Source organism: Kitasatospora sp. NPDC003701 (genome assembly GCF_053587085.1).
This window is the reverse complement of the sequence record NZ_JBSFNM010000009.1, coordinates 83,808-108,499: the sequence shown is the minus strand read 5'-3', so window position 1 is coordinate 108,499 and position 24,692 is coordinate 83,808. Positions and strand designations below refer to the sequence as shown.

Sequence of the window (24,692 nt, the reverse complement as noted above, 5' to 3'; positions counted from 1 at the left end):
TCCGCGCCGTCGGCGCCCTAGGATCAGCCGCTGCCGAGCACGAGAACAATCCAGGGAGGCTGCGATGGCCAGGCAGGCCCGGGCACTGGCGACCCGCCAGGCGGTACTCCTCGCCGCGGCCGAAGTCTTCGACGAGCGCGGTTACGCCGCGGCCACCATGGCGGAGATCCTGGAGCGGGCCGGCGTCACCAAGGGGGCGCTGTACTTCCACTTCCACTCCAAGGAGGAGCTGGCGCTGGCCGTGATCGGGGGCCAGGCCGCCTGGCTCGCCACCTGGCAGCCGACCTCCGACAGCCCGGTGCAGACCCTGATCGACCTGGGCTACGCCTTCGCCCACGCCCTGCTGGACGATCCGCTGGTCCGCGGCAGCATCCGGCTGACCATCGAGCACGGCAGCTTCACCCAACCGCAGATCGAGGCCTACCAGGGCTGGTCGGACGCGGCGCGCGGGCTGCTGGAGCGGGCCCGGGAGGCGGGCGAGCTCCACCCGGGGCTGGACGTCGCGGCTGCGGCCGGGGTGATCACCGGGGCGGTGACCGGGATCCAGCTGAGCTCGCAGGTGCTGGCCGGCCGCCAGGACCTGCTGCGGCGGATGACCGACCTCTGGACACTGCTGCTGCCGGGCCTGGTCCAGCCGCACGCGCTCGCCCGGCTCGACGTGGCCGAGCGCGCCCCCGGCGGCGCCTGAGCGACGGCCCGGGCGGTACGGGCAGGGCGGACGGCGCAGGCGGCCCGAGCAGGGCGGGCAGGACGGACGGCGCGCGGTGCTACCCGCGGTACCAGGGCGCGCAGGTGCGGTAGGCGGTGCAGCGGTCCCCCGGGACCAGCGCGGGCAGCGCGGCCGCCCACAGGCCCCGCACCGCCTCCGGGCGGAGCCGGCCGGCGTCCTCGGGGGCGAGCAGCACCAGCCCGGCCGCCAGGGTGGTGAGCAGTTCGGCGGCCGGCCGCAGGTCCAGCCCCGGGCGCAGCTCGCCGGCGGCGGCGGCGCGTTCCAGCAGCCGGCGGACCACGGCGGTCAGGCTGTGCCAGGCGTCCGCGCCGCCCCGGGCGCCCTGGCCGAGCTGGACGCCGGCCCGGACCACGACGTCCTCGCGGAGCAGCCGGGCCAGTTCGTGCGAGAAGTCGATCAGGCCCTGGATGGCCGGTCCGCCGCCGCGCAGGGCGCGGAGCGCGGCCGAGCCGATCTCGCGCCCGGCCGCGGCGCGGACGCCGTCGGCGAGGGCCTGCTTGGAGACGAAGTGGAAGTAGAGCGCGCCCTTGCTGACGCCCGCCCGGCGGCTGATGTCGATCAGGCTCGCGGACTCGAACCCCGCGTCCGCGAAGGTGTCCGCCGCGGCGAGCAGGACGGCCTGCCTGGTCCGACCCGCGCGTTCCTGCTTGACCACTCGGCCCCTCCGGCCTCGGCCTCGGCGAGATCGCGGCTCGCCCGGCTGCTCTCAGGGCGCCGTCGTCGGTGGTGCGACGCCTCGCATGCGGACGGGCCATCCCAAACCGCATGGTTGGTATCTAATCTAGCCCCTCGCTCGTCCCCGCCGTCCAGGGGGGATCGACCCCCGTCCGACGTCGGACCTTCTCCCCTCGGGACGTTCCCGCAGCCCAACGCGCGGGTACCGTGATCACGCGGAGTGCTCGGCAGCGGCGACCCCGCCAGTGGAGCGCAAACCGGGTGGTCTGTATGTTTTACCGAGGCCGTCTGCGCGGCCGGTCGGCCGAGACCCGGGAGTGGGGCCAGTCATGCCATTGATCGTAGATCCGGATGCCGGCGGCCCCTACCCCTACCCCGGACCCGGCTACGACTTCCACGAACGGACCGTCTCCCGGCACCTGGTCCACCGCTCCTGCGTCTCCGACGTCCTCATCACCGGCTGGCAGTCCACCGGCCCGTACGACTTCCTGCTCGGCGCCCAATGGCCCCGGTCGCACGGTTTCTACCGGCTGGCCGACGACCGGCACCACGACCCGCTGCTGATGGCCGAGACCGTCCGCCAGGCCGGTCTGCTGATCGGCCACGTCGGCTTCGGCGTGCCGCGCGGCCACCACTTCGCGCTCGACGAGCTCTGCTACTCGCTCGGCCCGGCCGGCCTGGAGGGCCTCGCCGTGACCGCCGCGCCGGCCTCGCTGATGCTCAAGGTCAGCTGCCAGGACGTCCGGATGCGGCACGGCCGGCCGGCCTCGCTGCGGGTCCACGTCGAGGTCGAACGGGACGGACGTCCGGTCGGCCACGGCTCCGGAGAGCTACGAGTCCTCTCCCCCGTCGCGTACACCCGGCTGCGCGGGCCCGGCCCCCGGACGGCGGCTCCCCGGCTGCCCGGCGCGCCCGCCGTGATGGCCACGGCGCTCCTCGCGCCCACCGCGCCCGAGCTGGTCGGCCGCGAGCGGTCCGCCGATGTGGTGCTCGGCCCGTCGCCGGCACCGGACAGCTGGCTGCTGCGGGTCGACCCCGGCCATCCGGTGCTGTTCGACCCGGCGGCGGACCACGTCCCCGGGATGCTGGTGCTGGAGGCCGCCCGGCAGGCCGCCCAGCGGCTGCGGCACCCCGAACCGGTGGTGCCGGTCGAGCTGCTGTCCTCGTTCGGCCGCTACATCGAGCTGGACCGGCCCTGCCTGGTGCGGGCCGTGCGCGAGAGCGGCTCGGACGGCCGGCGGGTGCCGGTCAGGGTCCAGCTGGTCCAGGACGGCCGCACGGCGGCCGAGTGCCGGCTGCTGACCGAGCCGGCCCGGCAGGAGGCCCTCGACGGCCGCCCCGCCGGCTCCGGGCGGACGCGGGGCCTGCCGCTCGCCAGCTGACCCCGGACCGCTGGGTCCGGGGCCGACGGGCGGCCGGCAGGCCCCGTGTCCGCCCGGTCAGGCCGCGACCAGCGCGGCCGGCCGGCCGGCGTGCATCACGCTGAGGTTGGCGGCCAGCCGGATCGGGTCCTGCGCCAGCCAGAGCCGCAGCGCGGCGCCCAGCATGGCGCTGGCCGAGCCGATCCGCACCTCGGTCACCTGCGCGATCCGGGCCGCGCCCGGCACCAGCAGGTCGGCCAGCGGCGTCGGCAGCCAGACGGTCAGCGCGCACGGCGCGGGGGCCGTGAGGGCGCCCAGCAGCCGGTAGGCGTCCCCCGGCGAGCTGAGCGTGGGGATGATGTCCAGCAGGCCGTCGGCCACGACCTCGGACACGTCGCTGCGATGCCCCTGGGCGAGTCTGCGGAGCAGGGTGCGCTCCGCAGCGGTGATTCGGACGGTCAGCATGACCTCGTCGCACTCCATCGCGCGATTTCCTCCTCGTTCCTCCCCGTGCCGGCGCGGGTCGGCCGGCACGAACTACCCCTGTCACACCTCGGCCCGGCTTCCCCTCGTGCGGAGCGCCGGGCCGTGGGTGGCTTCCTCCGGTCAGATCCCCGCGTAGGAGTGCTTTCCGGTCACGAAGATGTTCACGCCGTAGTAGTTGAACAACCAGCAGGCGAACGCCGCCAGCGCCAGGTAGGCGGCCTTGCGGCCCTTCCAGCCGGCGGTGGCGCGGGCGTGCAGGTAGCAGGCGTAGGCGACCCAGGTGATGAACGACCAGGTCTCCTTCGGGTCCCACTCCCAGTACTTGCCCCAGGCGGCCTCGGCCCAGATCGCGCCCGCGATGATGGTGAAGGTCCAGAGCGGGAAGACCAGGGCGTTGATCCGGTAGGACAGCTTGTCGAGCGTGGACGCGGCGGGCAGCCGCTGCCAGATCGACGCCGAGGTGCCGAGCGGACCGGTGGTCAGACCGGCCGCCGCCCGCTTGTCGAAGGAGTCCTTGCCCAGGTACAGCAGGGTCGCGATGAAGGCCGCGTAGAACGCGCCGCCGCAGACGATCGCGGTGGAGACGTGGATCGCCAGCCAGTACGAGTGCAGCGCCGGGACGAGCTGCTCGGACTCGGTGTACAACACCTGGGTGGCGATGCCGAGGGTGAGCACGACGGCCAGGGTGACCGGCAGGCCGAGCCAGCGGACGGGCTTCCTGGCGGCCAGCAGGCCGAGGTAGGCGACCGTCATGGCCAGCGCGAAGGCGCAGGAGAACTCGTACATGTTGCCCCACGGCCAGCGGGACACCGAGAGGCCGCGGGTGACCACCCCGGCCGCGTGCAGCAGCGCGCCGAGGACGGTGAGCGAGACCGCGATCCGGCCGGCCAGGTCGGCCTTCTCGCTGCCGCCGGCGGCGCCGGGGCCGTCCTCCTCGTCCTGGCCGCGGCCGCTGGTGACCACCGTGGCGCCCTCGCCCGCCAGGGCGGTGCGGGTGAGCGTGGTGGTCCCGCCGCCGGCCGAGGCGACCGTGACGGTGACCTTCTTCCCGCCCTTGGCCCCGGCGGCGGCGACCGTCTCGGCCAGGCTGCCCGCCTGCGCGGACGAGCGGACGGCGACGGCGCCCTTGCTGCCGAAGGTCCACTCGAACATGTGGGCGAGCATGGCGATCGTATAGACGGCCATCGCCGAATAGATCAGCTTGTTGGAGAGGTCGGCCAGTTGGGGGTCGACCGCCGAGGCGAGATACACCGTCTACTCCTTGGAGTTCTGGTCGGCAGGGACTGCGGGGTCTTCGGGCTCTTCGGGCTCTTCGGGGTCTTCGGGGGCCGAGGCCGCGCCGGCCTCGTCGGCCGCGTCGGGCCCGGTGGTCTCGGACTCGGACTCGGGCTCGGGCTCGTCGGACGCGGGGGCGTCGTCCTGGAGGTCCACCGCCAGCTCGGCCAGCTCCTCGGCGATCTTCGCCGACTCGCTGCGGCCCAGCCCGGCCAGCTCGACCAGGGTGCCGCCGCCGGGCAGGGCCACCGCGCGGACCCAGATCCGGCGCCGCTGCACGAACAGCGAGCCGATCAGCCCGAGGATCGCCAGCACCCCGCCGGCCAGGGCGATCGCGTTGCCCGGGCGGTGCGAGATGTTGAAGCTGGCCCACTGCTTGTAGCCCTCGAAGGTGACACTGCCGTAGCCGTCCGGCAGCTCCCACGCCTGGCCCGGCTTCAGCCGGACCTTGGCGATCTTGCCGTCCTGCTGCAGCTGGGTCAGGTTCTTGGTGTTGAGCTGGTAGACGTTCTGCGGCAGGCCGGAGTCGGTGCCGAGGTCGCCCGCGAAGGCGTTCAGCACCAGCGCCGGGTCCGCGTCACCGGGGAAGAGCGAGCGCGGGCCGGTGTTGGCGTCGAAGGCCACCGGGGCGGTCGGCAGGAAGAAGCCGGAGAAGCCCATCTGGGTCTTCTTGCCGTCCTTCTCGCCGTAGTCGGAGACCTTGATGACGCCGGTGGAGGTCAGGTTGCCGTCCTGCGGCAGGAACGGCGTCGCACCGGTGTAGACGACGTCGCCCTTGGCGTTGCGCACGGTGACCACCGGGGCGTAGCCGTGGCCGATCAGGTACACCTTGCTGCCGTCGATCTCCAGCGGGTGGTTGACCTCGATCGAGCCCTGCTTCAGCTTCGACGCGTCGCTGCCCGCGTAGTACTCGACGTTCGCGGTGAACTGCCGGGCGGCGCCGATCTGGTCGCCCTTGGTCTGGAAGCGCGAGGTGAAGTCGTTCAGCTTCAGGTAGAACGGGTCGAGGTCCTGGGAGCCGTAGAACCGCGAGCCGGTGAAGTCGTCGAGCTGGGTGATCGTGTTGGAGTAGCCCTCGCCGGCGACCATCAGCTTGCCGCCGGTGCCGCTGGCCAGGCTCGCCCAGGCGAAGCCGCCGAGCAGCGCGAACAGCGACAGGTGGAAGACCAGGTTGCCGACCTCGCGCAGGTAGCCCTTCTCGGCGGCCACCGCGCCGCCGGCCAGGTCCGCCCGGAACCGGCGCCGGCGCAGCAGCCGGTGCGCGGCGGCGTTCACCGCCGCGGCGTCCGCCTCGGTGCGCCAGGCCGCGTAGACCGGCATCCGGGTCAGGTTGCGCGGCGCGGCCGGCGGCTGGGCGCGCAGCACGCCGACGAACTGCCAGGTGCGCGGGACGATGCAGCCAGCCAGCGAGACGAAGAGCAGGATGTAGATCGCCGAGAACCAGACCGAGCTGTAGACGTCGAACAGCTGGAGCTTCTGGTAGATCGGCGCGACCGCGGTGTGCTGGGTCTTCCAGGTCTCGACCTTGAACTCGTTCTGGCCGTTCTGCGGGATCAGCGAGCCCGGGATGGCGGCCAGCGAGAGCAGGAAGAGCAGGATCAGCGCGACCCGCATCGAGGTCAGCTGGCGCCACGTCCAGCGCAGCCAGCCGAACGCCCCTATGCCGGTGGGGCCGTCCGACTCGACCGGGGCGGTGGTCATCCGCTCGGCCGCGTCCTCGACCGCCTGCGGGGGCAGCTCGGTATCGGTCGTGGTCTTGCTCACGGTCAGATTCCGATCTGGAAGTCGGCGGTCCAGGACTGCAGTTCGTTCACCATCGAGTCCCAGACCCCGGTGACGAGCAGCAGACCGACCGCGACGAGCATGCCGCCGCCGATCCGCATGACGAGCGGGTAGTGCCGCTTGACCCAGCCGAAGGCGCCCAGCGCCCGGCGGAAGGCCACCGCGGCCACGACGAACGGTACGCCCAGGCCCAGGCAGTAGGCCGTCATCAGCAGCGCGGCGCGGCCGGCGTCGGCCTCGTTGAGCGCCAGGTTCTGGACGGCGGACAGGGTCGGGCCGAGGCAGGGCGTCCAGCCGACGCCGAAGACCACGCCCAGCATCGGCGCACCGAGCAGGCCGACCGCCGGGCGGCGGTGCGAGCGCACCTCACGCATGCTCAGCCCCGGCACCAGCCCCATGAAGGCCAGGCCCATCACGATGGTCAGCGCGCCGAGCACGATCGAGATGACCCGCTTGTGCTCCTGCAGCGTCCAGCCGAAGTAGCCGAACAGCGCGCCGGTGGAGACGAAGACGGCGGTGAAGCCGAGGATGAACAGCAGCACGCCGGCCAGCATCCGGCCCCGCCTGGCCCCGCGGGCGTCCGCGAGGTCGGCGGCGGAGAAGCCGGTGACGTAGGAGAGGTAGCCGGGCACCAGCGGCAGCACGCACGGCGAGAAGAACGAGGCCAGGCCGGCCACCAGCGCGATCGGCGCGGCCACCAGCAGCGCCCCGCTCTGGATGGTCCCGGTCGTGTCGGCGAGTTGGACCGCGGCACTCACTGCTGCTGCTCCGCGAGCACCGGCTGGATGATCGACTCCAGGGCGTCGTCGAGCTGGCCGCCGATCGCCCGGGCGGCGAGCCTGCCGTCCCGGTCGACCACGATGGTGGTCGGCACGGACTGCGGGTTGAGGCTGCCCTTGGGGAACTTCAGCAGCTGGGTGCCGGCCGGGTCGTACAGGCTCGGGTAGGTGACGCCGCGCTCCTGCTCGAAGCGGACGGCGTTGGTGATCTCCGGGTCCCGGGTGTTGATGCCGAGGAACTGGACGCCCTGGTCCTTGTACTTGTCCCAGACCCGCTGGAGGTCGTCCGCCTCGGCCCGGCAGGGCCCGCACCAGGAGCCCCAGACGTTGAGGACGACGACCTTGCCCCGGTAGTCCGAGAGCTTGACCGGGGCGCCCTCCAGGGTGCTGCCGGAGAGGTCCGGCGCGTCCTGGCGGTGGCCGACGGCGGCCTTCGAGATGTTGCTGCCCTTGGCCGAGACGAAGCCGATCTGGCCGTCACCGCTGGCCGACGAACCGGAGGAGGAGCAACCGGTGAGGACGAACGCGGCAGCGGCGGCGGTGGCGGCGGCCGCTGCGGCGAGACGGGGACGGGGGCGCGTCATGCCAGACATGTGAAAAGTTTCGCATGGAGTTCCGGGCAGGTTCGGGGGGGTCCGACATTCCGTGTCGAACCCCCTCTGACCTGCGGTTGGACCAGACCACTCGAAGGCGGTCAGGCGCCGAAGCTCTTACCCACCGGCTTGCTCTTCCCGCCCTTGCCGACCAGGTGCGCGGGCAGCAGGTCGCGGGCCGGCTCGCGGTAGCCGACCGAGACGATCCGGTCGCCCTCGTAGGTGAAGCTGGTCAGCGAGGCCAGCGAGCACTGCCGGTTGCGCGGGTCGTGCCAGAGCCGGCGGCGCTCCACGAAGGAGCGGACGATCCAGATCGGCAGCTGGTGGCTGACGCAGACCGCCTCGTGGCCGCGGGCGGCGTCCCGGGCGGCGGCCAGCGCGCCCATCATCCGCACCGCCTGCTCCAGGTAGGGCTCGCCCCAGGACGGCTTGAACGGGTTGGTCAGGTACTTCCAGTAGCCCGGGTTCTTCAGCGAACCGTCGCCGACCCCGAAGGTCTTGCCCTGGAAGATGTTGTCGGCCTCGATCAGCCGCTCGTCCACCGCGAGGTCCAGGCCGTGCGACTTGGCGATCGGCTCGGCGGTCTCCTGCGCCCGCTCCAGCGGGGAGGCCACCACGTGGGTGATGTCCCGGCCGGCCAGGTCCTCGGCCACCCGGTCGGCCATCTGCCGGCCCAGCTCGGAGAGCCGGTAGCCGGGCAGGCGGCCGTACAGGACGCCCTCCGGGTTGTGCACCTCACCGTGTCGCATCAGGTGGACGACGGTGGTCTCGTTGGCGCTCACTTCTCAGTACTCCTGGGGGTTGGCCGCGACTACGCGGGCTGGGCCTCGGCGGCCGCGCGGGCGGCGGCCGGCAGTGCGGCGGCGATCCGCCCGATCGCCCGCTCGTCGTGGGACGCCGAGACGAACCAGGACTCGAAGGCGGACGGCGGGAGGTAGACGCCCTCGGCGAGCATCGCGTGGAAGAAGGCGTTGAAGCGGAACGCCTCCTGGGTCCGCGCCTCGTCGTAGTTGGTCACGGCGGCCTCGGTGAAGAACACCGAGAACATGTTCCCGGCGGTCTGCAGCCGGTGTGCCACGCCCTCCTTGGCCAGGGCGTCGGAGACCATCGCCGACACCTCGGCGGCCACCCGGTCCACCGTCGCGTACACCTCGTCGGTGCAGCCGCGCAGCTGGGCCAGGCCGGCCGCGGTGGCGATCGGGTTCCCGGAGAGGGTGCCGGCCTGGTAGACCGGGCCGGCCGGGGCCAGGTGGCCCATCACGTCGGCGCGCCCGCCGAAGGCCGCCGCCGGGAAGCCGCCGCCCATCACCTTGCCGAAGGTGAGCAGGTCCGGCGCCCAGCCCTCGTTCGCCGCCTCCAGGCCGTACCAGCCCGCCTTGGAGACGCGGAAGCCGGTCATCACCTCGTCCGAGATGAACAGCGCGCCGTTCTCCCGGCAGAGCCGGGCCAGGCCGCCGTTGAAGCCGGGCAGCGGCGGGACGACGCCCATGTTGCCGGGCGAGGCCTCGGTGATCACGCAGGCGATCTCGCCCGGGTGCGCCCGGAAGGCCTGCTCGACCGCGGCCAGGTCGTTGTACGGCAGCACGATGGTGTCGCCGGCCTGGGCGCCGGTGACGCCCGGGGTGTCCGGCAGGCCGAAGGTCGCGACGCCGGACCCGGCGGCGGCCAGCAGCGCGTCCACGTGCCCGTGGTAGCAGCCGGCGAACTTCACGATCTTGGCCCGGCCGGTGAAGCCGCGGGCCAGCCGGATCGCCGACATGGTCGCCTCGGTGCCCGAGGAGACCAGGCGGACCTGCTCGACCGGGGCGACCCGGGCGACGATCTCCTCCGCCAGCTCGACCTCGCCCTGACCGGGCGTGCCGAAGGAGGTGCCGTGCGCGACGGCCCGCTGCACGGCGTCGATCACCGCGGGGTGCGCGTGGCCGAGGATCATCGGGCCCCACGAGCACACCAGGTCGACGTACTCGCGGCCGTCGGCGTCGGTGAGGTAGGGCCCGGTGCCGGACACCATGAAGCGCGGCGTACCGCCGACCGCGCGGAAGGCGCGCACCGGGGAGTTCACGCCGCCGGGCGTGACGACCGAGGCGCGGTCGAAGAGCGACTGGGACTGGGGGGCTTCGTAGGGGTAGCTCACGGGAGACATGGTCTCAAATCGTGTCCTTCACCTCTGCATGTCGGACCTCATCATCTGGAACGATGATCCGGGCGACGAAGTCTGTACGGTTATCCGTACAACGGGGCCCCTGGCGACTCCGGCTGCACGGACCAGTCAGACTGTGTACTCCGGGTGTGCAGAAGCTCCGGGTGTTTCAGGGGTGTGAAGAGGACTGCCGCGTGCCGCGACTGGGTACGGCGGCGCATGACGGGTAAGGAGCACGTCCGGTGGGACGCCGGACGTGCGGGGGTCTGTCGATTCCGGCGAATTCCGGTGAGGATGGTCCGAGTGTCCGAGGCGCAGGACGGCTACGACGAGGCCGCGGGTGGCCCCCGCCGGCCCGCCGAAGCCGCACGCGGGGGTACGGGAGCGGGTACGGGTCGTGGCGGTCGCGGTGGCGAGAGGCGGGGTGAGGGACGCGTGGGGGTGACGTACAAGTACTTCGGCGCACCCGACCGCGCCACCGCCGCCAGAGTCCCCACCGCGCTCGGTCCCGGAGGGCTCGGTCTGGACGCGGGCGAGCTCGGCTCGCTGGGGCGGCTCGGCGACCTGATGGAGACCAGCGGCTCGCCCAACGGCCACCTCTCCACCAAGATCAAGCCGGAGACCATGAGCGCCATGGTCCTCACCGGCATCCAGGGCGTGCCGCTGCACCAGGTCCCGCCGCTGGAGCTGGTCGTGCTGCACCCCGACTACGCCGTGGTGCAGCTTCCGCAGAACGTCGTCGAACCGCTGCGCAAGGCCGACGAGACCGAGCTCGGCGCCGCCGCGTTCATCTGGTCCACCGTGCCCGACCGCCGCGGCCCCCGGGACGCCTTCGTGATCTACAGCATGCTGCACGAGTGGCAGGACTTCGCCAACCGGCTGCACGACGCCGGGCACCAGCTGTACTGCCTGGTCTGGCCCTGACCCGCGGGTCCGCCCGCCGACCGCGCGCGTCCGCCCCGGGGCGGGCGCTCCGGGGCGGGCGCGGCGGGCTCGCGGCGGGTCAGCCGGTGGCGGCCTTCTCCGGCGCGGGGACGGCCGCGGCGGAGTCGGCGCCGTCGGGCTGCTCCGGCACGCGCTCGCCGCGGCGCACGGCGCCGAGGCTGGCCGCGACCACGCAGACGATGCCGACGATCTGAAGCGCCGTCATGGTCTGGTGCAGCAGGACGAAGCCGATCAGCGTGGCGAAGCCCGGCTCGAAGCTCAGCAGCGTCCCGAACGCGGCCGTGGTGAGCTTGCGCAGCGCGAGCATCTCCAGGACGTACGGCAGGACCGGCAGCAGCACCGCCGCCCCGGCCGCGCCGAGCACGATGCCCGGGGTGAGCACCGGCACGGCGTGCACCAGCCCGAACGGCGCGGCGACCAGGGCCGCCACGGACAGCGAGATGGCCACCCCGTCGACGCCGGAGAACCGGTCGCCGACGCGCTGGGTGAAGACCACGTAGCCGCCCAGCGCCGCCCCGGAGGCGGCGCCGAAGGCCAGCCCGACGAGGTCGACCGAGCCGTTCCACGGCTGGGTGAGCGCGAGCACCCCGCAGACCGCGAGCAGCGGCCAGATCACGTCGATCCGGCGGCGCAGCCCGGCGACGGCGACGGCGAGCGGCCCGAGGAACTCCAGCGCGCTGGAGACCCCGAGCGGGATCCGGTCGATGGCCTCGAAGTAGCAGATCGTCATCACCGCGCTGACCGTGCCGAGCGCGGCGGCGAGCAGGAGGTCCTGCCGGCTGCGCCCGCGCAGCCGCGGCCGGGCCCAGACCAGCATGATCGCGGCCGCGAAGGCCAGTCGCAGCGAGGCGGTGCCGAGCGGCCCGGCCGTCGGGAACATCCAGGTGGACACCGCGGCGCCGGACTGGACGCAGATCATCGCGCCGACGGCGAGGGCGGCGGCGCCGTAGGTGCCCGGAAGTGCCTTGCGAGCACGGCCCGTCGTGGTGGTCGCTGGGGGCATGAGGTGGTGGTCCTTCCGCGGTACTCGGGCACGGGTCTCGGGTCTCGGATCCGGCCGTGGGGGGTGGCCCACGGCCGTCCGCCACGGTCACGGTACGCAGGTCGAGGTCCTCCTGACAGGCCGTCTCGACACGTGCGGGCCGGGGCGGTTGGAGATCCGGACACCGAGCTCCCGGGGCGCCGTCACACCGCGGCGGCTTCCACGGTCTCCGCCGCGACGGTGTAGCCCTTGAACGTCTCGGTGATCGACTCCATGACCTCCTCGGCGCTGGCGCCGCGGAACCGGAAGCGCCCGCCGACGTGCTCGTAGCCGTGCGCGACCGGCAGGACGTCGCCCACCTTGGCCAGCGACTCGGCGTACGGGCCCGGGACCCGCCCGACCATCGAGGTGATCTGGGTGAAGCGGCACGGCCGGGGCGCCGGCGCCGGGACCACCAGGAAGCCCGCGACGTCCTGGACGGCCCAGTCGACGCCCTCCTGGAGCGGCACCCCGAGCTGGAGGTGGAACGCCGCCTTCATCAGGTCGTACCCGTGCACCTCGCGCCAGAGGAACGGCGTCTCCGCGCCGCCGACCCGGGCACCGGTCTCCAGGAAGGAGCAGGTGGCACCGGTGTCGGTCTCCTCCAGGAACAGCTCCAGGTGGAACGGGGTCGCCCGGTCGGTCAGCGCCCGCATGTACTGCTCGGTCGCCTCGCCGATGATCCGGTGCAGCTCCGGGTCGGCCTCCTCGATGGAGCCGTAGAAGGTGCCGTGCGCGAAGTCGAGGCAGGTGTTGACGTAGCGCGAGCCGCGCCAGACCAGCAGCCGCTCGCCGTCGAAGATGCCGTCCACGTGGCAGATCAGGTGCGGGTTGCGCACCTGGACCATGAGCTTCCAGCGGCCGAACTCGATGCGCGCCAGGTCCTCCGGGCCGGAGATCACCACGACGCCCGCGCTGCCGCTGCCGTCGCGCGGCTTCACCACGAGGTCCCAGCCGTGCTCGGCGGCGAAGGCGGTGATGTCCTCGGTCGAGGACACCGCGGCGAAGGCCGGGATCGGCAGGCCGGCAGCGGCGATCCGCTCGCCCATGACCACCTTGTCGCGGAACGCCAGGACCTCGTCGAGCCGCATGCCGGGGAGCCCGAGCTCGGCCCGGACGACGGCGGCGTTCTCCAGGTCCTCCTCCTTGAGCGTGATGAGGCGGTCCGGGGCGCCGTGGCGCTCGGCGAGGCCCAGGACGGCGGCGCGCAGCTGCGCGAGGTCCTGGATGTCGTCCAGGGTCACGACCTCGGCCGCGCCCTCGGGGACGGCTCCGCGCCCGAGCGGGCTGGTGATGTACGTGACGGCACACCGCGTGTGGTCGATGTAGGCCGCGTAGTCGGCGTAGGTGTCCTTCCAACGGTTCATCACGATGACGTGTGACATTCCGTGGTCTTCCGACGTTCTCACTTCACCCATCCTGATTGTGTACGGCGGTTCGGCGCGGACGGCTCAGTACGTCAGCACCGATCCGGTGTGGACCTGGTCGATGGAGCGGTGCCCGATGACCTCGGTGGAGCCGGCCGGGACGACCCGGGCCTGGGCACCGGCGTAGCCGTCCGGCTGGTAGAAGACGCCCCAGAGGGTCTGCCAGGGCTTCTCCTCGCCGGTCGCCGGGTCGACCATGAACTCGGTGCGCGGGACGACCCGCTCCTGCACCACGCAGCCCGCGGCCGCGCCCTCGGTGAGGGCGGTGCGCCAGGCGTCCTCGGCCGTCTCCCAGCCGGCGACCACGCCGTGTCCGCCGAAGAGGTTGTTGGGCTTGAGGATCAGGGTGTCGCGGCGCGCCATCAGGTCGTCCAGGCGGCCGGGGACCAGCAGGTCCTCCGCGCGCTGGAGGGACCGCGTCCAGGGCAGCGCGCGGTCGATGACCCGGCGCTCCTCGGCCGTGAAGCCGCCGGCGTAGTGCGGGTCGGAGAGCAGGGCCATGCAGCCCTTCTCGCCGAAGAGGTTGCTCTGCAGGGTGTGCCAGAGCAGCACCCGGCCCGCCTCGTGGGCCCGGAAGACCGGCTCGGCCAGCTCGACGAACGCCGGGTCCTCCAGCAGCTGGTCGGTGTCGAAGGCGCGCCACACCACGTCGATGACGTGGCCGTCCAGCACCAGCCGGCCGTCCTTCACCTCGAGGTCGTCGAGCTCGCCGAGGTGGAGGTCCAGACCGAGGCCGCGCATGACGCGGTGCACGTTGTACCAGGTGGCCGCGCCGAAGGTGTCGAGCCCGCCCGGGCCCTCGATGATCGCGACGACCGGCTCGCGGTCGCCCGCGATGGCCTTGGCGGCCTCCTTGATGGTGCGCACCGTCTCCCGGCCGGTGTGCACGTAGCCGAGGCCGTGCTCCCGGGCGAACGCCGCGAAGGCGTCGATCTCCAGCAGGCCGCGCGGCACCTCGCCGGCCCAGTCCCAGCCGCCGAGGTCGCTGCCGATGCCGAACTCCAGCAGCTTGAAGGCGTCGCCGTCGTGGTAGACGTCGGCGCGGCCGAAGACCACCGGGGTCCGGTCCGCGTGGCGGCGCATCAGCTCGGCGCGGGCGCCGTGGACGCCGACGGCGTCGAGGAAGCGGTCGAGGTCGCCGTCGAAGAGCCGGTCGGGCAGCGTGGTGAGCATCCCCAGCAGGGCCATCAGGTCGTCGGCGAACGCGCGGATCTCGCGCTCCTCGACGAAGTTGGGGCGCGGCGGGTAGGGGCGCTTCCAGGTCGGGATCGCCGGGTCGGCCGCCAGCGTGCGCATGACGTCGACCAGGCCGTTGCCCGGGATCTTGCAGGCGGCGTTGTACGCCTCGGTCACACGGTTGGTCATCGTCGCTTCTCCGTCATCACGTTCTCCGTACTCGGTTCCTACTCGCGTCCCGCACTGCCGCATGCGGGGCGCCGGCCCCCCGAGCCGGCGTCCCGCACGTGTCACCCCGGGCCGGCGCTCCCGCACCCGGCCCCGCACCGACCACCGCCCCGCGCCGGCCCCTCGGGCCGGCGCCGGGCGCGTTCAGAGGTCCAGCACCAGATCGGTGACCGGCCGGGTGATGCAGAGCAGCACCTCGTCGTCCTCGGGGTCGACGCCGGGATCGGTGTTGTAGCTGACGGTGCCGCGCTTGATCCGGACGGCGCACGTCCCGCACACACCCGCCCAGCAGAGCGACTCGGGCTTCAGCCCGCCGCGCTGGGCGAACATCAGCAGCGCGGTGGAGGAGGGCTCCCAGCGCAGCGTCCTGCCCGAGCGCTGGAACTCGATCTGGATGTCCGCGATCCGGCCCAGGGTCTCCAGCGCGTCATAGCCGCCGGCGGTGTCCCGGCGCAGGACGGTCGGCGACACCTCGGTGAAGCCGAGCCCGGTGAACCACTCCCGGGCCCCGCCCGGCTCCACCCGGACCTCCGTCACCGGCTCGCCGCTGAGCATCAGCAGCACGGAGGCCACCAGCAGCCGGCCGAGGCCGATGCCCCGCTTGGCCGGCGCCACCGCCAGGTCGTACAACTCGGCGCCGTCGTCGGTGCGGTGGACACCGACGCAGGCGACCACCGTGCCGAGCTGCTCGATCAGGCAGAACTCCTCGATCCGCTCGGCGTGGAAGGCCTCCGGCCGGTCCGGCAGGGCGGCACCCGCCGACCGGATCAGCTCGCCGACGGCCGCCAGGTGGGCGGCGGTGGCCCGGCGGATCTTCACCTCGTCGATGTCCGGCCCGCCCCGGGCGATCAGGATCCCGACCGGGCTGGTGAGAGCAGAGGTCATCGCGTGGCCGGCCCCTCGTGCTCGACCACCAGCCGGTAGCGCTCCATCACCGCGAGCGCCGCGCGCCGCACGGCGGCGTGGTCGGTGCCGCGCAGCCGGAAGCGACCGCCGATGTGCTCGTACCCGCCGGTGCCGTCGAAGACGGTGCCCACCTCGGGGACGACCTCCGCGTACACCTCGTCCACGGTGTCCAGCAGCGAGGTGCGGGACACCACCGTGCTGGGGTACGGCCGCGGTTCGGGGATGCTGACCCAGCCGCCGGCGACCCCGACGGGCAGCGCCTCGGCCGCCACCGCCGGCGGCAGGCCGATGGTGGCCCGGAACGCCTCGGCGAACAGGTCGATGCCGAACAGGTCGCGGTGCACGAAGGGCACCTCGGCGCCGCCCGGGCGCAGGCCGACCTCCAGGAAGACCAGCTCCCCGCCGGCGGTGTCGAAGAGCTCCAGGTGGAACGGGCCGTCGACGAGGTCCAGGGCGTCCAGGCAGCCGCCGGTGAACTCGGCGACCCGGTCCAGCCGGGGGCCCGCGTCGAGCAGGACCGACCCGAGCGGGGTGCCGGTCAGGAAGTCCAGGCAGGTGTTGATGTACTCCGACGCGCTGACGAAGTGGAACTTGCCGCCCCGGCGGATGCCGTCCACGTGCAGGATCGCGCCCTCGACGTACTCCTCGCACTCGAAGCCGTCGAGCTCCGCGCCCTGCTCGACCAGGAGCGCGGCCAGCTCGGCCTCGTCGCGGACGAGCACCACGCCGCGCGCCGACCAGCCGGCCCGGGGCTTGAGGATCAGCGGCAGCCCGACCTCGGCGGCGATCCCGGCGGCGGTGCTGTCCGCGTCCAGCCGGCAGAACCGCGGCACCCGCAGCCCCGCACCGCCGACGATGTCCTTCATCCGGGCCTTGTCGCGGAAGGCGGTCACGAACTCCGGCTCCCAGCCCGGGACTCCGAGCTCCACCCGCAGCTGGGCGGTGGAGAGCACGTCGTACTCCGAGGGGCCGACGACGGCGTCGAAGCCGCCGTGCAGCTCGGCCAGCCGGCGGGCGACGGGCAGCAGCGTCCCGATCTCCAGGTCGTCGACCACGACGAGGTCGAGGGCGCTCTCCTCGTCCAGGATCGGCAGGCCGCAGGGCAGCGTGATGTACGCCAGCCGGCAGCTGCCCGGCTCGACGAACCGGTGGTACTCGCCGAACTCGTCGTCGAAGCGGTTGATGACCAGGTACTGCGGGATCTCTCGACTAGACAAAGCGCACCTCGTCCCGGACGGCGTGCCAGCGCGTCGCGGCGTCCTCGTACGACTCGGCCTTGTAGACCACATGGCCGAGGAAGCAGCGGAAGTCCTCGGCCGGCGGGATCGGCTCCCCCGGCCGGACGTAGAGCTGCACCTCCAGGGTGTCCGGATGGGCGCGCAACTCGTCCAGACCCTCGATGTCCTGGTACTGCGTCAGCCCGTAGGCGGTGAAGCAGGCGATGCCCACGTACTTGGCGGTCGGCGCCGAGGAGGCACCCACGTCCTGGGCGCTCAGGCCGGTGTAGCCGGCGAGCATGATCCGCACCTGGGAGATCCCGGTGACGGCCTCCACCAGCTTCGGGATGCGGTGGCCGGCCAGCCGGGCGCCGAGCTCGATCAGGACCGGCTCCCCCGCCGGCAGCCGCAGCTCGCAGTGGAACGGCCCCCGGGTGACGCCGAGCGCCTCGCAGACGCCGGCGACGTAGGCGTCGATGGCCGCCTTGGCCTCCGGGGCCGCCGGGTGCGGCATGATCTGGCCGAGCTCCACGAAGTAGGGCTCCGGGCCGAGCATCTTGGTGGTGACCGCCAGGACGACGGCGCGGCCGTCCTCGACGTACCCCTCGACGCTGACCTCGGGACCGTCCAGGTACTCCTCCAGCAGCACCGGGCCGTCGAGGACCCGGCCGAGGTCGGTGCGGTGGTCGGCGCGCAGGCTGCGGAAGGCGGCGAGGAGCTGCTCGGGCGAGTCGACGCGGCTGACGTGGATGCTGCCCGCGGACTCGGTGGGCTTGAGGACCGCCGGGTAGCCGACGTGGGCCGCGGCGGCGAGGAGCTCCTGCTCGTCGGTGGCCTCGGCGTGCCGCGGTACCCGCAGCCCCGCCGCCTCGACGAGCCGGCGCATGGTGGCCTTGTTGCGCAGCCCCCGCGCGGTGTCGGCCCGCAGACCGGGCAGGCCCAGGGCCGGCGCCAGTCGCGCCACGGTGTCCACGTAGAACTCGAACCCCGGCACGATGCCCGCCAGCGGGCGCTCGGCGTGGAGGGCGGCGGCGGCCTCGGCCAGCGCCTGCTCGTCGTTGGTGTCCACCACGACCAGGCGGTCGACGTGGGCGCGGGCCGCGTCCGGGAGGCGACGGTCGTCGACGTCCGCCGACGCCACGACGGTCTCGAAACCGAGCGCGTGCGCCTCCGCGAGCAGGGCGACCCCTGACGAGCTCGGCTCGACGATCAGGACGCGCCCGCGCGGGGCGGGCAGTTGTTCAGACATCAGTGTTCAACCCTCACGGACGGGTGCGCGACATGATCAGGGGCGGCCGGCACGGGCGCGGCGCGAGGCCGCGCCCGTGCCGTTCTCACTCAGACCCCGGCGGGCTGCTTGCTGCCCACGGTCAGCTCGTAGAGCTCGGCGAAGTAGTCACCGATGAGCTCCACGAAGGTCGCGAGGTCCTGGTACGCCTGCTTCGGGGTGCCGAACACCTCGACCGCGCGGGCGACCGTACGGAACATCAGCTCGTCGTGGTCGTGCGACTCGTCGAACTCGATGTGGGTCGCCGTGCCCGCGACGAACTCGCGGCCGAAGTCCTCGGCGGCCTTGTTCGTGATGGTCGGGTTGTAGCGGTCCGAGTACCACTCGACCAGCCAGTCCCAGACCGTCGTGGGCGCCGGGCCGCGCGAGTCGGCCTCGAGGCGCAGGTAGCCCATCAGCTTCTTGGTCGCCGGGAACACATCGGTGGCGTCGATGTCCTCCTGGGTCAGACCGAACTTGAAGAGGTCACGGGTGAACATGCTCTCGTGACCGAACTCCTCCGCCAGGTACTTGGCGAGGTGGGCGGCGAGGGTGTCGTCCTTCGAACCGACCTTGAAGAGGGCGTAGGTGTCGACCTCGTTGTTCAGACGGATGCGAAGCACGGTCTCGGTGATGTGACGGATGTAGAAGTCCCGGTCCGTCCACTCGCCGGCGTGCAGCTCGCGCATCTTGGGAACGCGCTGGAACTGCTTCTCGATCAGCTCGGCCGCGAGGTTTTCCAGCTTCTCGCGGTCCAGGGTTTCCGCTGCCACTTGTTTCCTCCTAGTACCAATGCGCTGCCATGTCAGGGAGGCGCCACATACTGCTCCGAATGTGCGGCTCAATGGCGCATTCCCCGTCGATAAGGACGCTAGCAACCGGCGCGGTGCTCGGACAGTGCCAATTCGCCATCCTTGGCACCATGGCTCCGGGCGGTCGGCACACGAATAGGCCCGTGGCCGGCCCGGTGGAGCGGGCCGGCCACGGGCCGAGGAATTACCGGAGGGTCGGAGAAACGACCGGCGGGTGAAATCGGGAACCACCGGGACCCGCCGCCGGAGAAACAGTGCGCGAATGCGCGGGGCGGCGCGGCGGGCGCGATGATCACCCGGCGGCGGAGGGCCGGGCGAAAGCGGAGTTCACCCGGCGGCGGAGGGCCGGAGGAAAGCGATGATCACCCGGCGGCGGAGGGCCGGAGGAAAGCGGAGGTCACACGGTGGCGGGGGCCGCCGCGGGCTCGTCCGCCGGCGCGGTCGGAAGCTCCCGCATCGAGCGCAGCGGCGAGATCACGACCGGCAGGACGGCGAAGAGCTCGCCGACCACGCCCACCCACATCGCCGCCCGGACGCCGTACTCCTCGGCCAGCACGCCAGCGAGGAGGGCGCCGATCGGCACCACGCCCCAGACCATGAACCGGATCGTGGCGTTCATCCGGGCCATCAGGTGCTTGGGGGTCACCCGCTGCCGGAAGCTGACCTGGGTGACGTTGTAGATGATGAACGGGATCCAGCCCAGGCCGTGCAGCACGATGCCGAGGGCGAGCCGCCAGTCGTCCTGGTAGAGCGGGAGGGCGAGGAACCAGCAGACCGTGCTGGCGACCATGCAGATCCAGATCGCCGGCCCCTGGCCCAGCCGGGCGACTACCCGCTCCGCCAGCACCGCGCCGGCGATGCCGCCCAGGGCCGCGGCGCTGAAGACCAGGCCGACCAGCAGGGCCGACAGGTGCAGGGTGTCCGCCAGCAGGACCACCAGCAGCGAGATGCCGATGGTGCCCCACAGGTTGGAGATCGTCGCCGTGGCGGCGATCGGCCGCAGGATCGGGTGGCCGAGCACGAAGCGCAGCCCCTCGCCCATCTCCTTGCGCAGGTTGCCGTCCGGGCGGGCCTGCGGCCGCTGCTCGGGCCGGCGGATGCGGGTCAGGAAGAGCGCGGAGCCCAGGAAGCTGACCGAGTTGACCGCGATCGCCAGCGGGGCGCTGAGGACGTTGATCACCGCGCCGGCCAGACCGGGCCCCCCGACCTCGGCCACCTTGCGGGTCGCTTCGAGCTTGGCGTTCCCCTCGACCAGCTGCTCGTCGGCCACCAGCGAGGGCAGCACGCTCTGGTAGGCCACGTCGAAGAAGAGGGTGAGCACCGAGGTGCCGAAGGTGACGGCGTAGAGCTGGGTCAGCGTGAGCGCGTCGAAGGCGTGGGCGACCGGAATGGACCCGAGCAGAATCGCGCGGCCCACATCACCCACGATCATCACCCGGCGGTGCCGCATTCGATCGACCCAGGCGCCGGCCGGAAGGCCGAGCAGCAGGAATGCGAGGTACTGGAACATCGTGAGCAGTGTCACCTGGAAAGGCGTGGCGTCCAGCTCTTTGATCGCCAGATACGGCAGCGCGAGCAGCGTCACCGCCGAGCCGATCTGACTGATGGACTGGCCGGCCCAGAGTTGCCGGAAATCGTGGTGGGAAATCAGGCTCTTTTTGGGCGCCGGGCTCGATTGGGACACCAGAGGAGCATGCTGCGCGGCCGGTCGGTCTGTCAACGCGATACCGCCCGGAACTACGCCTGCTGCAAGAGGGCCGTCCCCAGGTCACTGACCGTGTAATTCACCTCGCGCCGGTACCGGTGGCTGGTCACCAGTCCGGCGTCGCGCAGCACCGCGAGGTGCTGGGAGACCGCGCCCAGGCTGAGCCCGGTGCGGGCGGCCAGCTGGGTGGTCGTGGTCGGCGAGCTGGTACAGGCCAACAGCTGGGCCCGGCTGCGGCCGAGCAGCCGGGCCAGGCCGTCGCCCGCGCTCTCCCGGCGCTCCCAGAGCACCCCGAGCGCCCGGGACGGGTAGACCGCGCCGGGCGGGGTCGACCGCCGGGCGGGCAGCAGGTGGCAGCGGCCGGCGAAGGCGCTGGGGGTGAGGGTGATGCCCGCGCCGCCCAGGTCGAGCCCGGCGGCCGGGAGGTCCGGCGAGACCAGGCGGTCCCCGGCCCAGTGCAGGCTCGGGTGCAGACCGCCCAGCACCTGCTGGATGCCGTCCTCGGCGAGCCGGCGGGTGCGGTGGGCGATGTCCGCCTCCAGCACGGCGCGGATCCGCGGCCAGTGCGGCTTGACCGCCGCCAGCCACCAGGCGTGCACGGCGTCGGCCAGTTCGGGCAGCGCCCGTTCCGGGTCCTCGGCGAGCCGGCGCCCGAACGGCGACCGGGGCCGCACCGGGCAGGCCGCGCCGAGACCGGCCCGGACCTCCTCGTCCGGGGTGGCCAGCAGGATCGCGAGCTCCTCCTCGATCTCGGCCAGCGGGCAGCGCGGAGGGGGCGTCAGAAACGCGGGCCCGTCGTCGTGCAGGGGCAGCAGCAGGGCCGAGAGCGGCGCCGTGCGCAGGACCAGCGCGCGGTCCTGCCGCAGCGCCAACGCCCGCCTGATCCAGGGGAGGTGGACGACGTGCCGGCCCGGATCGGCAACCGCCCGGAGGCTGGCGACCGTCTCCCAGAGCGGGGAGATCGCGAACTTGATGTTGACGATGTCGTGCACGCCGAACCGCAGTTCACCCATGGCCTCGTCCTCCGCCCGCCGTGCGAGGTTTTCGCCCAGACTAAAACAATGGCCGTTCCGGCTCCAGAGTGGTGGTGTTGGCGGCCATGACAGCGCCTCGCACCAGTCTCTTCCGCCATACCGACTTCCGTCGGTTCTGGGCGGCCGACTCGGTGAGCCAGGCGGGAACGGCCGTCACGCTCATCGCCCTTCCGCTCGTCGCGATCGGCACGCTCCACGCCACGCCCTTCCAGGCGGGCCTGCTGGTGACCTTCGAGTACCTGGCGTTCCTGCTCATCGGCCTGCCGGCCGGTGCCTGGGTGGACCGGGTGCGCCGGCGGCGCGTGATGGTCCTCGGCGACCTGGGCCGGGCCCTGCTGCTCGCCTCCGTCCCGATCGCCTCCTGGCTGGACGGCCTGACGCTCCTCCAGTTGTACGGGGTGGCCTTCGGGATGTCGGTCTGCACCGCGTTCTTCGACGCGGCGCACGGCAGCTACCTGCCCCACCTGGTGGAGGACGCACAGCTGGTGGAGGCCAACGTCAAGATCGAGGCCAGCCGCAGCACCATCCAGGTCGGCGGGCCGGGCGTGGGCGGGGTGCTGGTCGGGGCGCTGACCGCGCCGGTGGCGATCGTGGTCGACGCGGTGAGCTTCGTCCTCTCGGCGCTCTTCGTGGGCCGGATCAGGCGGCCCGAGGAGCGGCCCGAGATCCGTCCGGACGCGAGCCTGCGGGCCGAGATCGGTGAGGGGCTGCGGTTCGTCTTCGGCGACAGGCTGCTGCGGTCGATCACCCTCACCGCGGCGATCTCCAACATGTGCGGCACGATCGGCGCCTCGATGCTGCTGGTGCTGCTCGCCGGCGAGCTCCACCTGTCGCCGTTCCTGTGCGGGCTGGTGTTCACCGCGGAGGCCGTCGGCGGCCTGATCGGGAGCCTGGTCACGGTGCGGATCGTGACCAGGTTCGGCCAGGGGCCGGCGATGTGCGCGGCGATGATCACCAGCGCCGTGCTGTGGCTGCTGGCCCTGCCGATGTACCAGGCCGACTGGCGGTTCGCGGTCGCCCTGGCGCTCCAGGCGCTGGGCTGGGTGGTCTTCATGACCTTCAAGATCACCGGGGTGGCGTTCCGCCAGCAGCTCTGCCCCAAGCCGCTGCTGGGCCGGATGACGGCGACGGTGCGCTTCCTGGTCTGGGGCGCGATGCCGCTGGGCGCGCTGATCGGCGGCGTGCTGGGGCAGAGCATCGGCGTCCGGCAGGCGATGTGGGTGGGCGTCGTCGGCGAGCTCTTCGCCGTCCTGCCGGTCCTCCTCTCGCCGCTGCGGCGGATGCGCGAACTGCCGAGCGCGCCCGCGGCGGCGGGCGGGGCGCCGCTGGCGCTGGCGCCGTGACGGCGGCCCCGCCGGCATCAGGCCGCCGCCTGCGCCCGCCGGTTCCCCCGGCCGGTCAGCAGGACCTCCCGCCAGGCCTCCGCGAGGCGCTCGCAGCCCGCGACCAGCGTCCGCTCGTCGGCGACGAAGGGGATCCGGATGTGGTTCTCCAGCGTGCCGTCCACGCCGAACCGGCCCCCGGAGAGGATCTCCACCCCGCGCCGGCCCGCCGCCTGCGCCAGTGGCGAGCCCAGCCGGGCCCCGAGGTCCACCCAGAGCGAGAGACCGCCGTGCGGCACGGAGAACCGCCAGTCGGGGAAGTCCCGCGCCAGCAGGTTCACCAGGACCCGGCGGCGTTCCAGCAGCAGCTCCCGCCGCTCCCGCAGCAGGCCGGCCCCGGACTCCAGCACCCGCAGCCCGATGAGCTGGGTGAGCAGCGAGTTGCCGGTGTCGACGAGGTTGCGCAGCCCGATCAGCCGGGCGATCACCGGCTTGGAGGCGCGGATCCAGCCCACCCGCAGGCCGGCCCAGCAGGTCTTGCTCATGGTGCCGATGGTGATGATGTGATCGGGCGTCGAGTAGGAGGCCATCGGCGGGGGCGGCTCCCCGCCGTCGAGCGCGAGTTCGCGCAGCGCCTCGTCGACCACCAGGTAGGTGCCGGAGCGGCGCGAGGCCTCGACGATCGCGGACCGCGCGGAGTCCGGCATCACCAGACCGGTCGGGTTGTGGAAGTCCGGCACCAGATAGGCCAGCCGCGGTGCCTCCTGGCGCAGTGCGGACTTCCAGACGTCGGTGTTCCAGCCGTCGGCGCCGAGGCCCACGGTCAGCAGCCGGCGGCCCAGCGCCCTGGTCAGGTCGATCACGTTGGGGTACGTCGGGCTGTCGGTCATCAGCGCCTCGCCCGGGCGGGAGAGCAGGCGGATGAGCAGGCCGAGCGCGTGGTCGGCGCCGGCGGTCACCAGGATCTGGCCGGGATCGGTCGGGGCACCGCGCCGGGTGAAGTCCTCGGCGATCGCCCGGCGGAGGTCGGCCACGCCCGCCACGTCGTAGCCGAGCAGGTGCGAGTACCGGCCGAGGTCGCCGGCGGCCAGCCTGGTCGCGGCACCGAGGACGGCCTCGGGGGCGGGCAGCGAGGCCACCGCCAGGTCGATCGACCCGGCGCCGCGGGCCGCCAGGGAGTACGGGGCCCGCGTCCGCGGTCCGGGCTCCGGCAGCCGGACGAACGAGCCCGCCCCGCGGTCGCTGGCCAGGAACCCCCGCTCGCGCAGGATCCGGTAGGCCGCGGTGACGGTGTTCCGGCTGAGCCCGCACTGGGCGGCGAAGGTCCGCTCGGCCGGGAGCCGGGCCCCCGCCGGCAGCCGGCCGTCGGAGATCAGCACCTGGAACGCCTCCGCCAGGTCCGCGTAGGCCGGCCCGGCCGCCCGCCAGTCACCGAGCATGCGAACGACCTGGGAGGCCGTCAGCGCGTAGCTCAACGCGCCGACGGACCGGCGGAGGCGAGGTCCGCTTCGGTCCCGCTGAAGGGGGAGTTCAGCCGGACGCCCACCGAGCAGGGCACCGGACCGGTCCGGGCCGCGGTGGCGTTGGTCAGCATCGCGCCCAGCTGCCGGGCGTTCTCCTCGGTGAGGATGAACTCGATGCGGTCGCACCGCTCGGAGTTGCGGCCGTGCCGGCCGACCAGGACGTGGAGGGAGACGTTGCCCTCCGCGTCGAGCGTGGCCGTGACCGTCCCGTCGACCACTCCGGGGATCACGTCGTCGCTGAACTGGCCCGACTCAATCTGAGGTGTCGTCATCATTGGCTTCCTCTCA

The 24,692-nt window shown here is 72.8% G+C and carries 23 protein-coding genes; 4 read left to right on the top strand and 19 right to left on the bottom strand.

What is annotated here, in order from left to right; genetic code table 11:
* Positions 1–64 precede the first annotated feature (64 nt).
* Positions 65–688 carry a ScbR family autoregulator-binding transcription factor gene (locus ACWDRR_RS11500; RefSeq protein ID WP_449771962.1) on the top strand — a complete coding sequence of 208 codons (624 nt, stop codon included), beginning with the start codon at positions 65–67 and terminating at the stop codon, positions 686–688.
* A 79-nt stretch (positions 689–767) separates the two neighbouring features.
* On the opposite strand, the gene ACWDRR_RS11495 is transcribed toward ACWDRR_RS11500, so the two are convergent.
* A complete protein-coding gene (locus tag ACWDRR_RS11495; protein ID WP_449771961.1) occupies positions 768–1,385 on the bottom strand; it encodes a ScbR family autoregulator-binding transcription factor in 618 nt (205 codons plus the stop codon).
* Positions 1,386–1,734: 349 nt separating this feature from the next.
* Between ACWDRR_RS11495 and ACWDRR_RS11490 the strand changes: the two genes are divergently transcribed.
* A complete protein-coding gene (locus ACWDRR_RS11490) occupies positions 1,735–2,787 on the top strand; it encodes a ScbA/BarX family gamma-butyrolactone biosynthesis protein (RefSeq protein ID WP_449771960.1) in 1,053 nt (350 codons plus the stop codon).
* Between the two features lie 57 nt (positions 2,788–2,844).
* On the opposite strand, the gene ACWDRR_RS11485 is transcribed toward ACWDRR_RS11490, so the two are convergent.
* The 7 genes from ACWDRR_RS11485 to hemL all read right to left on the bottom strand — a co-directional run bounded on the left by ACWDRR_RS11485 (position 2,845) and on the right by hemL (position 9,824).
* Positions 2,845–3,249 (bottom strand): hypothetical protein, encoded by a 405-nt coding sequence (locus ACWDRR_RS11485; RefSeq protein WP_449771959.1) that lies wholly within the window; start codon positions 3,247–3,249, stop codon positions 2,845–2,847.
* Between the two features lie 123 nt (positions 3,250–3,372).
* Positions 3,373–4,503, bottom strand: a complete 1,131-nt coding sequence (ccsB, locus tag ACWDRR_RS11480; RefSeq protein ID WP_449771958.1) for a c-type cytochrome biogenesis protein CcsB — start codon at positions 4,501–4,503, stop codon at positions 3,373–3,375.
* 3 nt (positions 4,504–4,506) lie between these two features.
* Positions 4,507–6,228, bottom strand: a complete 1,722-nt coding sequence (resB, locus tag ACWDRR_RS11475) for a cytochrome c biogenesis protein ResB (RefSeq protein WP_449772056.1) — start codon at positions 6,226–6,228, stop codon at positions 4,507–4,509.
* Between the two features lie 65 nt (positions 6,229–6,293).
* On the bottom strand, positions 6,294–7,067 hold the full coding sequence (locus tag ACWDRR_RS11470; protein WP_449771957.1) for a cytochrome c biogenesis CcdA family protein: 774 nt from the start codon (positions 7,065–7,067) through the stop codon (positions 6,294–6,296).
* The gene (locus ACWDRR_RS11465; RefSeq protein ID WP_449771956.1) at positions 7,064–7,672 is read right to left on the bottom strand and encodes a TlpA family protein disulfide reductase; all 609 of its coding nucleotides are present in this window, start codon (positions 7,670–7,672) and stop codon (positions 7,064–7,066) included. Before ACWDRR_RS11465 ends, ACWDRR_RS11470 begins: the two co-directional genes overlap by 4 nt.
* A gap of 110 nt (positions 7,673–7,782) precedes the next feature.
* Entirely contained in the window at positions 7,783–8,430 is a 648-nt protein-coding gene (locus ACWDRR_RS11460) for a histidine phosphatase family protein (RefSeq protein ID WP_329492147.1), read from the bottom strand.
* Positions 8,431–8,492: 62 nt separating this feature from the next.
* Positions 8,493–9,824, bottom strand: coding sequence for a glutamate-1-semialdehyde 2,1-aminomutase (gene hemL, locus ACWDRR_RS11455; protein ID WP_449771955.1), 1,332 nt, complete (start codon positions 9,822–9,824; stop codon positions 8,493–8,495).
* A gap of 291 nt (positions 9,825–10,115) precedes the next feature.
* On the opposite strand from hemL, the gene ACWDRR_RS11450 reads away from it, so the two are divergent.
* The gene (locus ACWDRR_RS11450; RefSeq protein WP_380383597.1) at positions 10,116–10,745 is read left to right on the top strand and encodes a hypothetical protein; all 630 of its coding nucleotides are present in this window, start codon (positions 10,116–10,118) and stop codon (positions 10,743–10,745) included.
* 79 nt (positions 10,746–10,824) lie between these two features.
* Here the strand turns inward: ACWDRR_RS11450 and ACWDRR_RS11445 are convergent, their stop codons facing one another.
* The 9 genes from ACWDRR_RS11445 to ACWDRR_RS11405 all read right to left on the bottom strand — a co-directional run bounded on the left by ACWDRR_RS11445 (position 10,825) and on the right by ACWDRR_RS11405 (position 21,538).
* Positions 10,825–11,769 (bottom strand): EamA family transporter, encoded by a 945-nt coding sequence (locus ACWDRR_RS11445; RefSeq protein ID WP_449771954.1) that lies wholly within the window; start codon positions 11,767–11,769, stop codon positions 10,825–10,827.
* Between the two features lie 182 nt (positions 11,770–11,951).
* Positions 11,952–13,172, bottom strand: a complete 1,221-nt coding sequence (locus ACWDRR_RS11440; protein WP_449771953.1) for an ATP-grasp domain-containing protein — start codon at positions 13,170–13,172, stop codon at positions 11,952–11,954.
* Positions 13,173–13,238: 66 nt separating this feature from the next.
* Positions 13,239–14,579, bottom strand: coding sequence for a hypothetical protein (locus ACWDRR_RS11435; RefSeq protein WP_449771952.1), 1,341 nt, complete (start codon positions 14,577–14,579; stop codon positions 13,239–13,241).
* Positions 14,580–14,762: 183 nt separating this feature from the next.
* Positions 14,763–15,503 (bottom strand): GNAT family N-acetyltransferase, encoded by a 741-nt coding sequence (locus ACWDRR_RS11430; protein ID WP_449771951.1) that lies wholly within the window; start codon positions 15,501–15,503, stop codon positions 14,763–14,765.
* Positions 15,500–16,741, bottom strand: a complete 1,242-nt coding sequence (locus ACWDRR_RS11425) for an ATP-grasp domain-containing protein (protein WP_449771950.1) — start codon at positions 16,739–16,741, stop codon at positions 15,500–15,502. The genes ACWDRR_RS11430 and ACWDRR_RS11425 overlap by 4 nt, the downstream gene beginning before the upstream one ends.
* Positions 16,734–17,990: an ATP-grasp domain-containing protein gene (locus ACWDRR_RS11420; RefSeq protein ID WP_449771949.1), complete on the bottom strand. Its 1,257-nt coding sequence runs from the start codon at positions 17,988–17,990 to the stop codon at positions 16,734–16,736. Before ACWDRR_RS11420 ends, ACWDRR_RS11425 begins: the two co-directional genes overlap by 8 nt.
* Positions 17,991–18,079: 89 nt before the next feature.
* Entirely contained in the window at positions 18,080–18,781 is a 702-nt protein-coding gene (locus tag ACWDRR_RS11415; RefSeq protein WP_449771948.1) for a hypothetical protein, read from the bottom strand.
* 436 nt (positions 18,782–19,217) lie between these two features.
* Positions 19,218–20,504, bottom strand: coding sequence for an MFS transporter (locus ACWDRR_RS11410; RefSeq protein WP_449771947.1), 1,287 nt, complete (start codon positions 20,502–20,504; stop codon positions 19,218–19,220).
* Positions 20,505–20,557: 53 nt separating this feature from the next.
* Positions 20,558–21,538, bottom strand: a complete 981-nt coding sequence (locus ACWDRR_RS11405; RefSeq protein WP_449771946.1) for an ArsR family transcriptional regulator — start codon at positions 21,536–21,538, stop codon at positions 20,558–20,560.
* 86 nt (positions 21,539–21,624) lie between these two features.
* Here ACWDRR_RS11405 and ACWDRR_RS11400 point away from each other — a divergent pair, with 86 nt between their 5' ends.
* Entirely contained in the window at positions 21,625–22,902 is a 1,278-nt protein-coding gene (locus tag ACWDRR_RS11400; RefSeq protein WP_449771945.1) for an MFS transporter, read from the top strand.
* Positions 22,903–22,919: 17 nt separating this feature from the next.
* On the opposite strand, the gene yczR is transcribed toward ACWDRR_RS11400, so the two are convergent.
* Complete coding sequence (yczR, locus tag ACWDRR_RS11395; RefSeq protein ID WP_449771944.1) at positions 22,920–24,356, bottom strand: MocR-like transcription factor YczR; 1,437 nt, start codon at positions 24,354–24,356, stop codon at positions 22,920–22,922.
* Positions 24,353–24,676: a hypothetical protein gene (locus ACWDRR_RS11390; RefSeq protein WP_449771943.1), complete on the bottom strand. Its 324-nt coding sequence runs from the start codon at positions 24,674–24,676 to the stop codon at positions 24,353–24,355. The genes yczR and ACWDRR_RS11390 overlap by 4 nt, the downstream gene beginning before the upstream one ends.
* Positions 24,677–24,692 lie beyond the last annotated feature (16 nt).

Bases quoted from the DNA above. Each gene is read 5' to 3' on its own strand.
- ACWDRR_RS11500 (WP_449771962.1), top strand. From the start codon at position 65: ATGGCCAGGCAGGCCCGGGCACTGGCGACCCGCCAGGCGGTACTCCTC.
- ACWDRR_RS11490 (WP_449771960.1), top strand. From the start codon at position 1,735: ATGCCATTGATCGTAGATCCGGATGCCGGCGGCCCCTACCCCTACCCC.
- ACWDRR_RS11485 (WP_449771959.1), bottom strand. From the start codon at position 3,249: ATGGAGTGCGACGAGGTCATGCTGACCGTCCGAATCACCGCTGCGGAG.
- resB (WP_449772056.1), bottom strand. From the start codon at position 6,228: ATGACCACCGCCCCGGTCGAGTCGGACGGCCCCACCGGCATAGGGGCG.
- ACWDRR_RS11465 (WP_449771956.1), bottom strand. From the start codon at position 7,672: ATGACGCGCCCCCGTCCCCGTCTCGCCGCAGCGGCCGCCGCCACCGCC.
- ACWDRR_RS11460 (WP_329492147.1), bottom strand. From the start codon at position 8,430: ATGCGACACGGTGAGGTGCACAACCCGGAGGGCGTCCTGTACGGCCGC.
- hemL (WP_449771955.1), bottom strand. From the start codon at position 9,824: ATGTCTCCCGTGAGCTACCCCTACGAAGCCCCCCAGTCCCAGTCGCTC.
- ACWDRR_RS11450 (WP_380383597.1), top strand. From the start codon at position 10,116: ATGGTCCGAGTGTCCGAGGCGCAGGACGGCTACGACGAGGCCGCGGGT.
- ACWDRR_RS11445 (WP_449771954.1), bottom strand. From the start codon at position 11,769: ATGCCCCCAGCGACCACCACGACGGGCCGTGCTCGCAAGGCACTTCCG.
- ACWDRR_RS11440 (WP_449771953.1), bottom strand. From the start codon at position 13,172: ATGTCACACGTCATCGTGATGAACCGTTGGAAGGACACCTACGCCGAC.
- ACWDRR_RS11435 (WP_449771952.1), bottom strand. From the start codon at position 14,579: ATGACCAACCGTGTGACCGAGGCGTACAACGCCGCCTGCAAGATCCCG.
- ACWDRR_RS11430 (WP_449771951.1), bottom strand. From the start codon at position 15,503: ATGACCTCTGCTCTCACCAGCCCGGTCGGGATCCTGATCGCCCGGGGC.
- ACWDRR_RS11420 (WP_449771949.1), bottom strand. From the start codon at position 17,990: ATGTCTGAACAACTGCCCGCCCCGCGCGGGCGCGTCCTGATCGTCGAG.
- ACWDRR_RS11405 (WP_449771946.1), bottom strand. From the start codon at position 21,538: ATGGGTGAACTGCGGTTCGGCGTGCACGACATCGTCAACATCAAGTTC.
- ACWDRR_RS11400 (WP_449771945.1), top strand. From the start codon at position 21,625: ATGACAGCGCCTCGCACCAGTCTCTTCCGCCATACCGACTTCCGTCGG.
- ACWDRR_RS11390 (WP_449771943.1), bottom strand. From the start codon at position 24,676: ATGACGACACCTCAGATTGAGTCGGGCCAGTTCAGCGACGACGTGATC.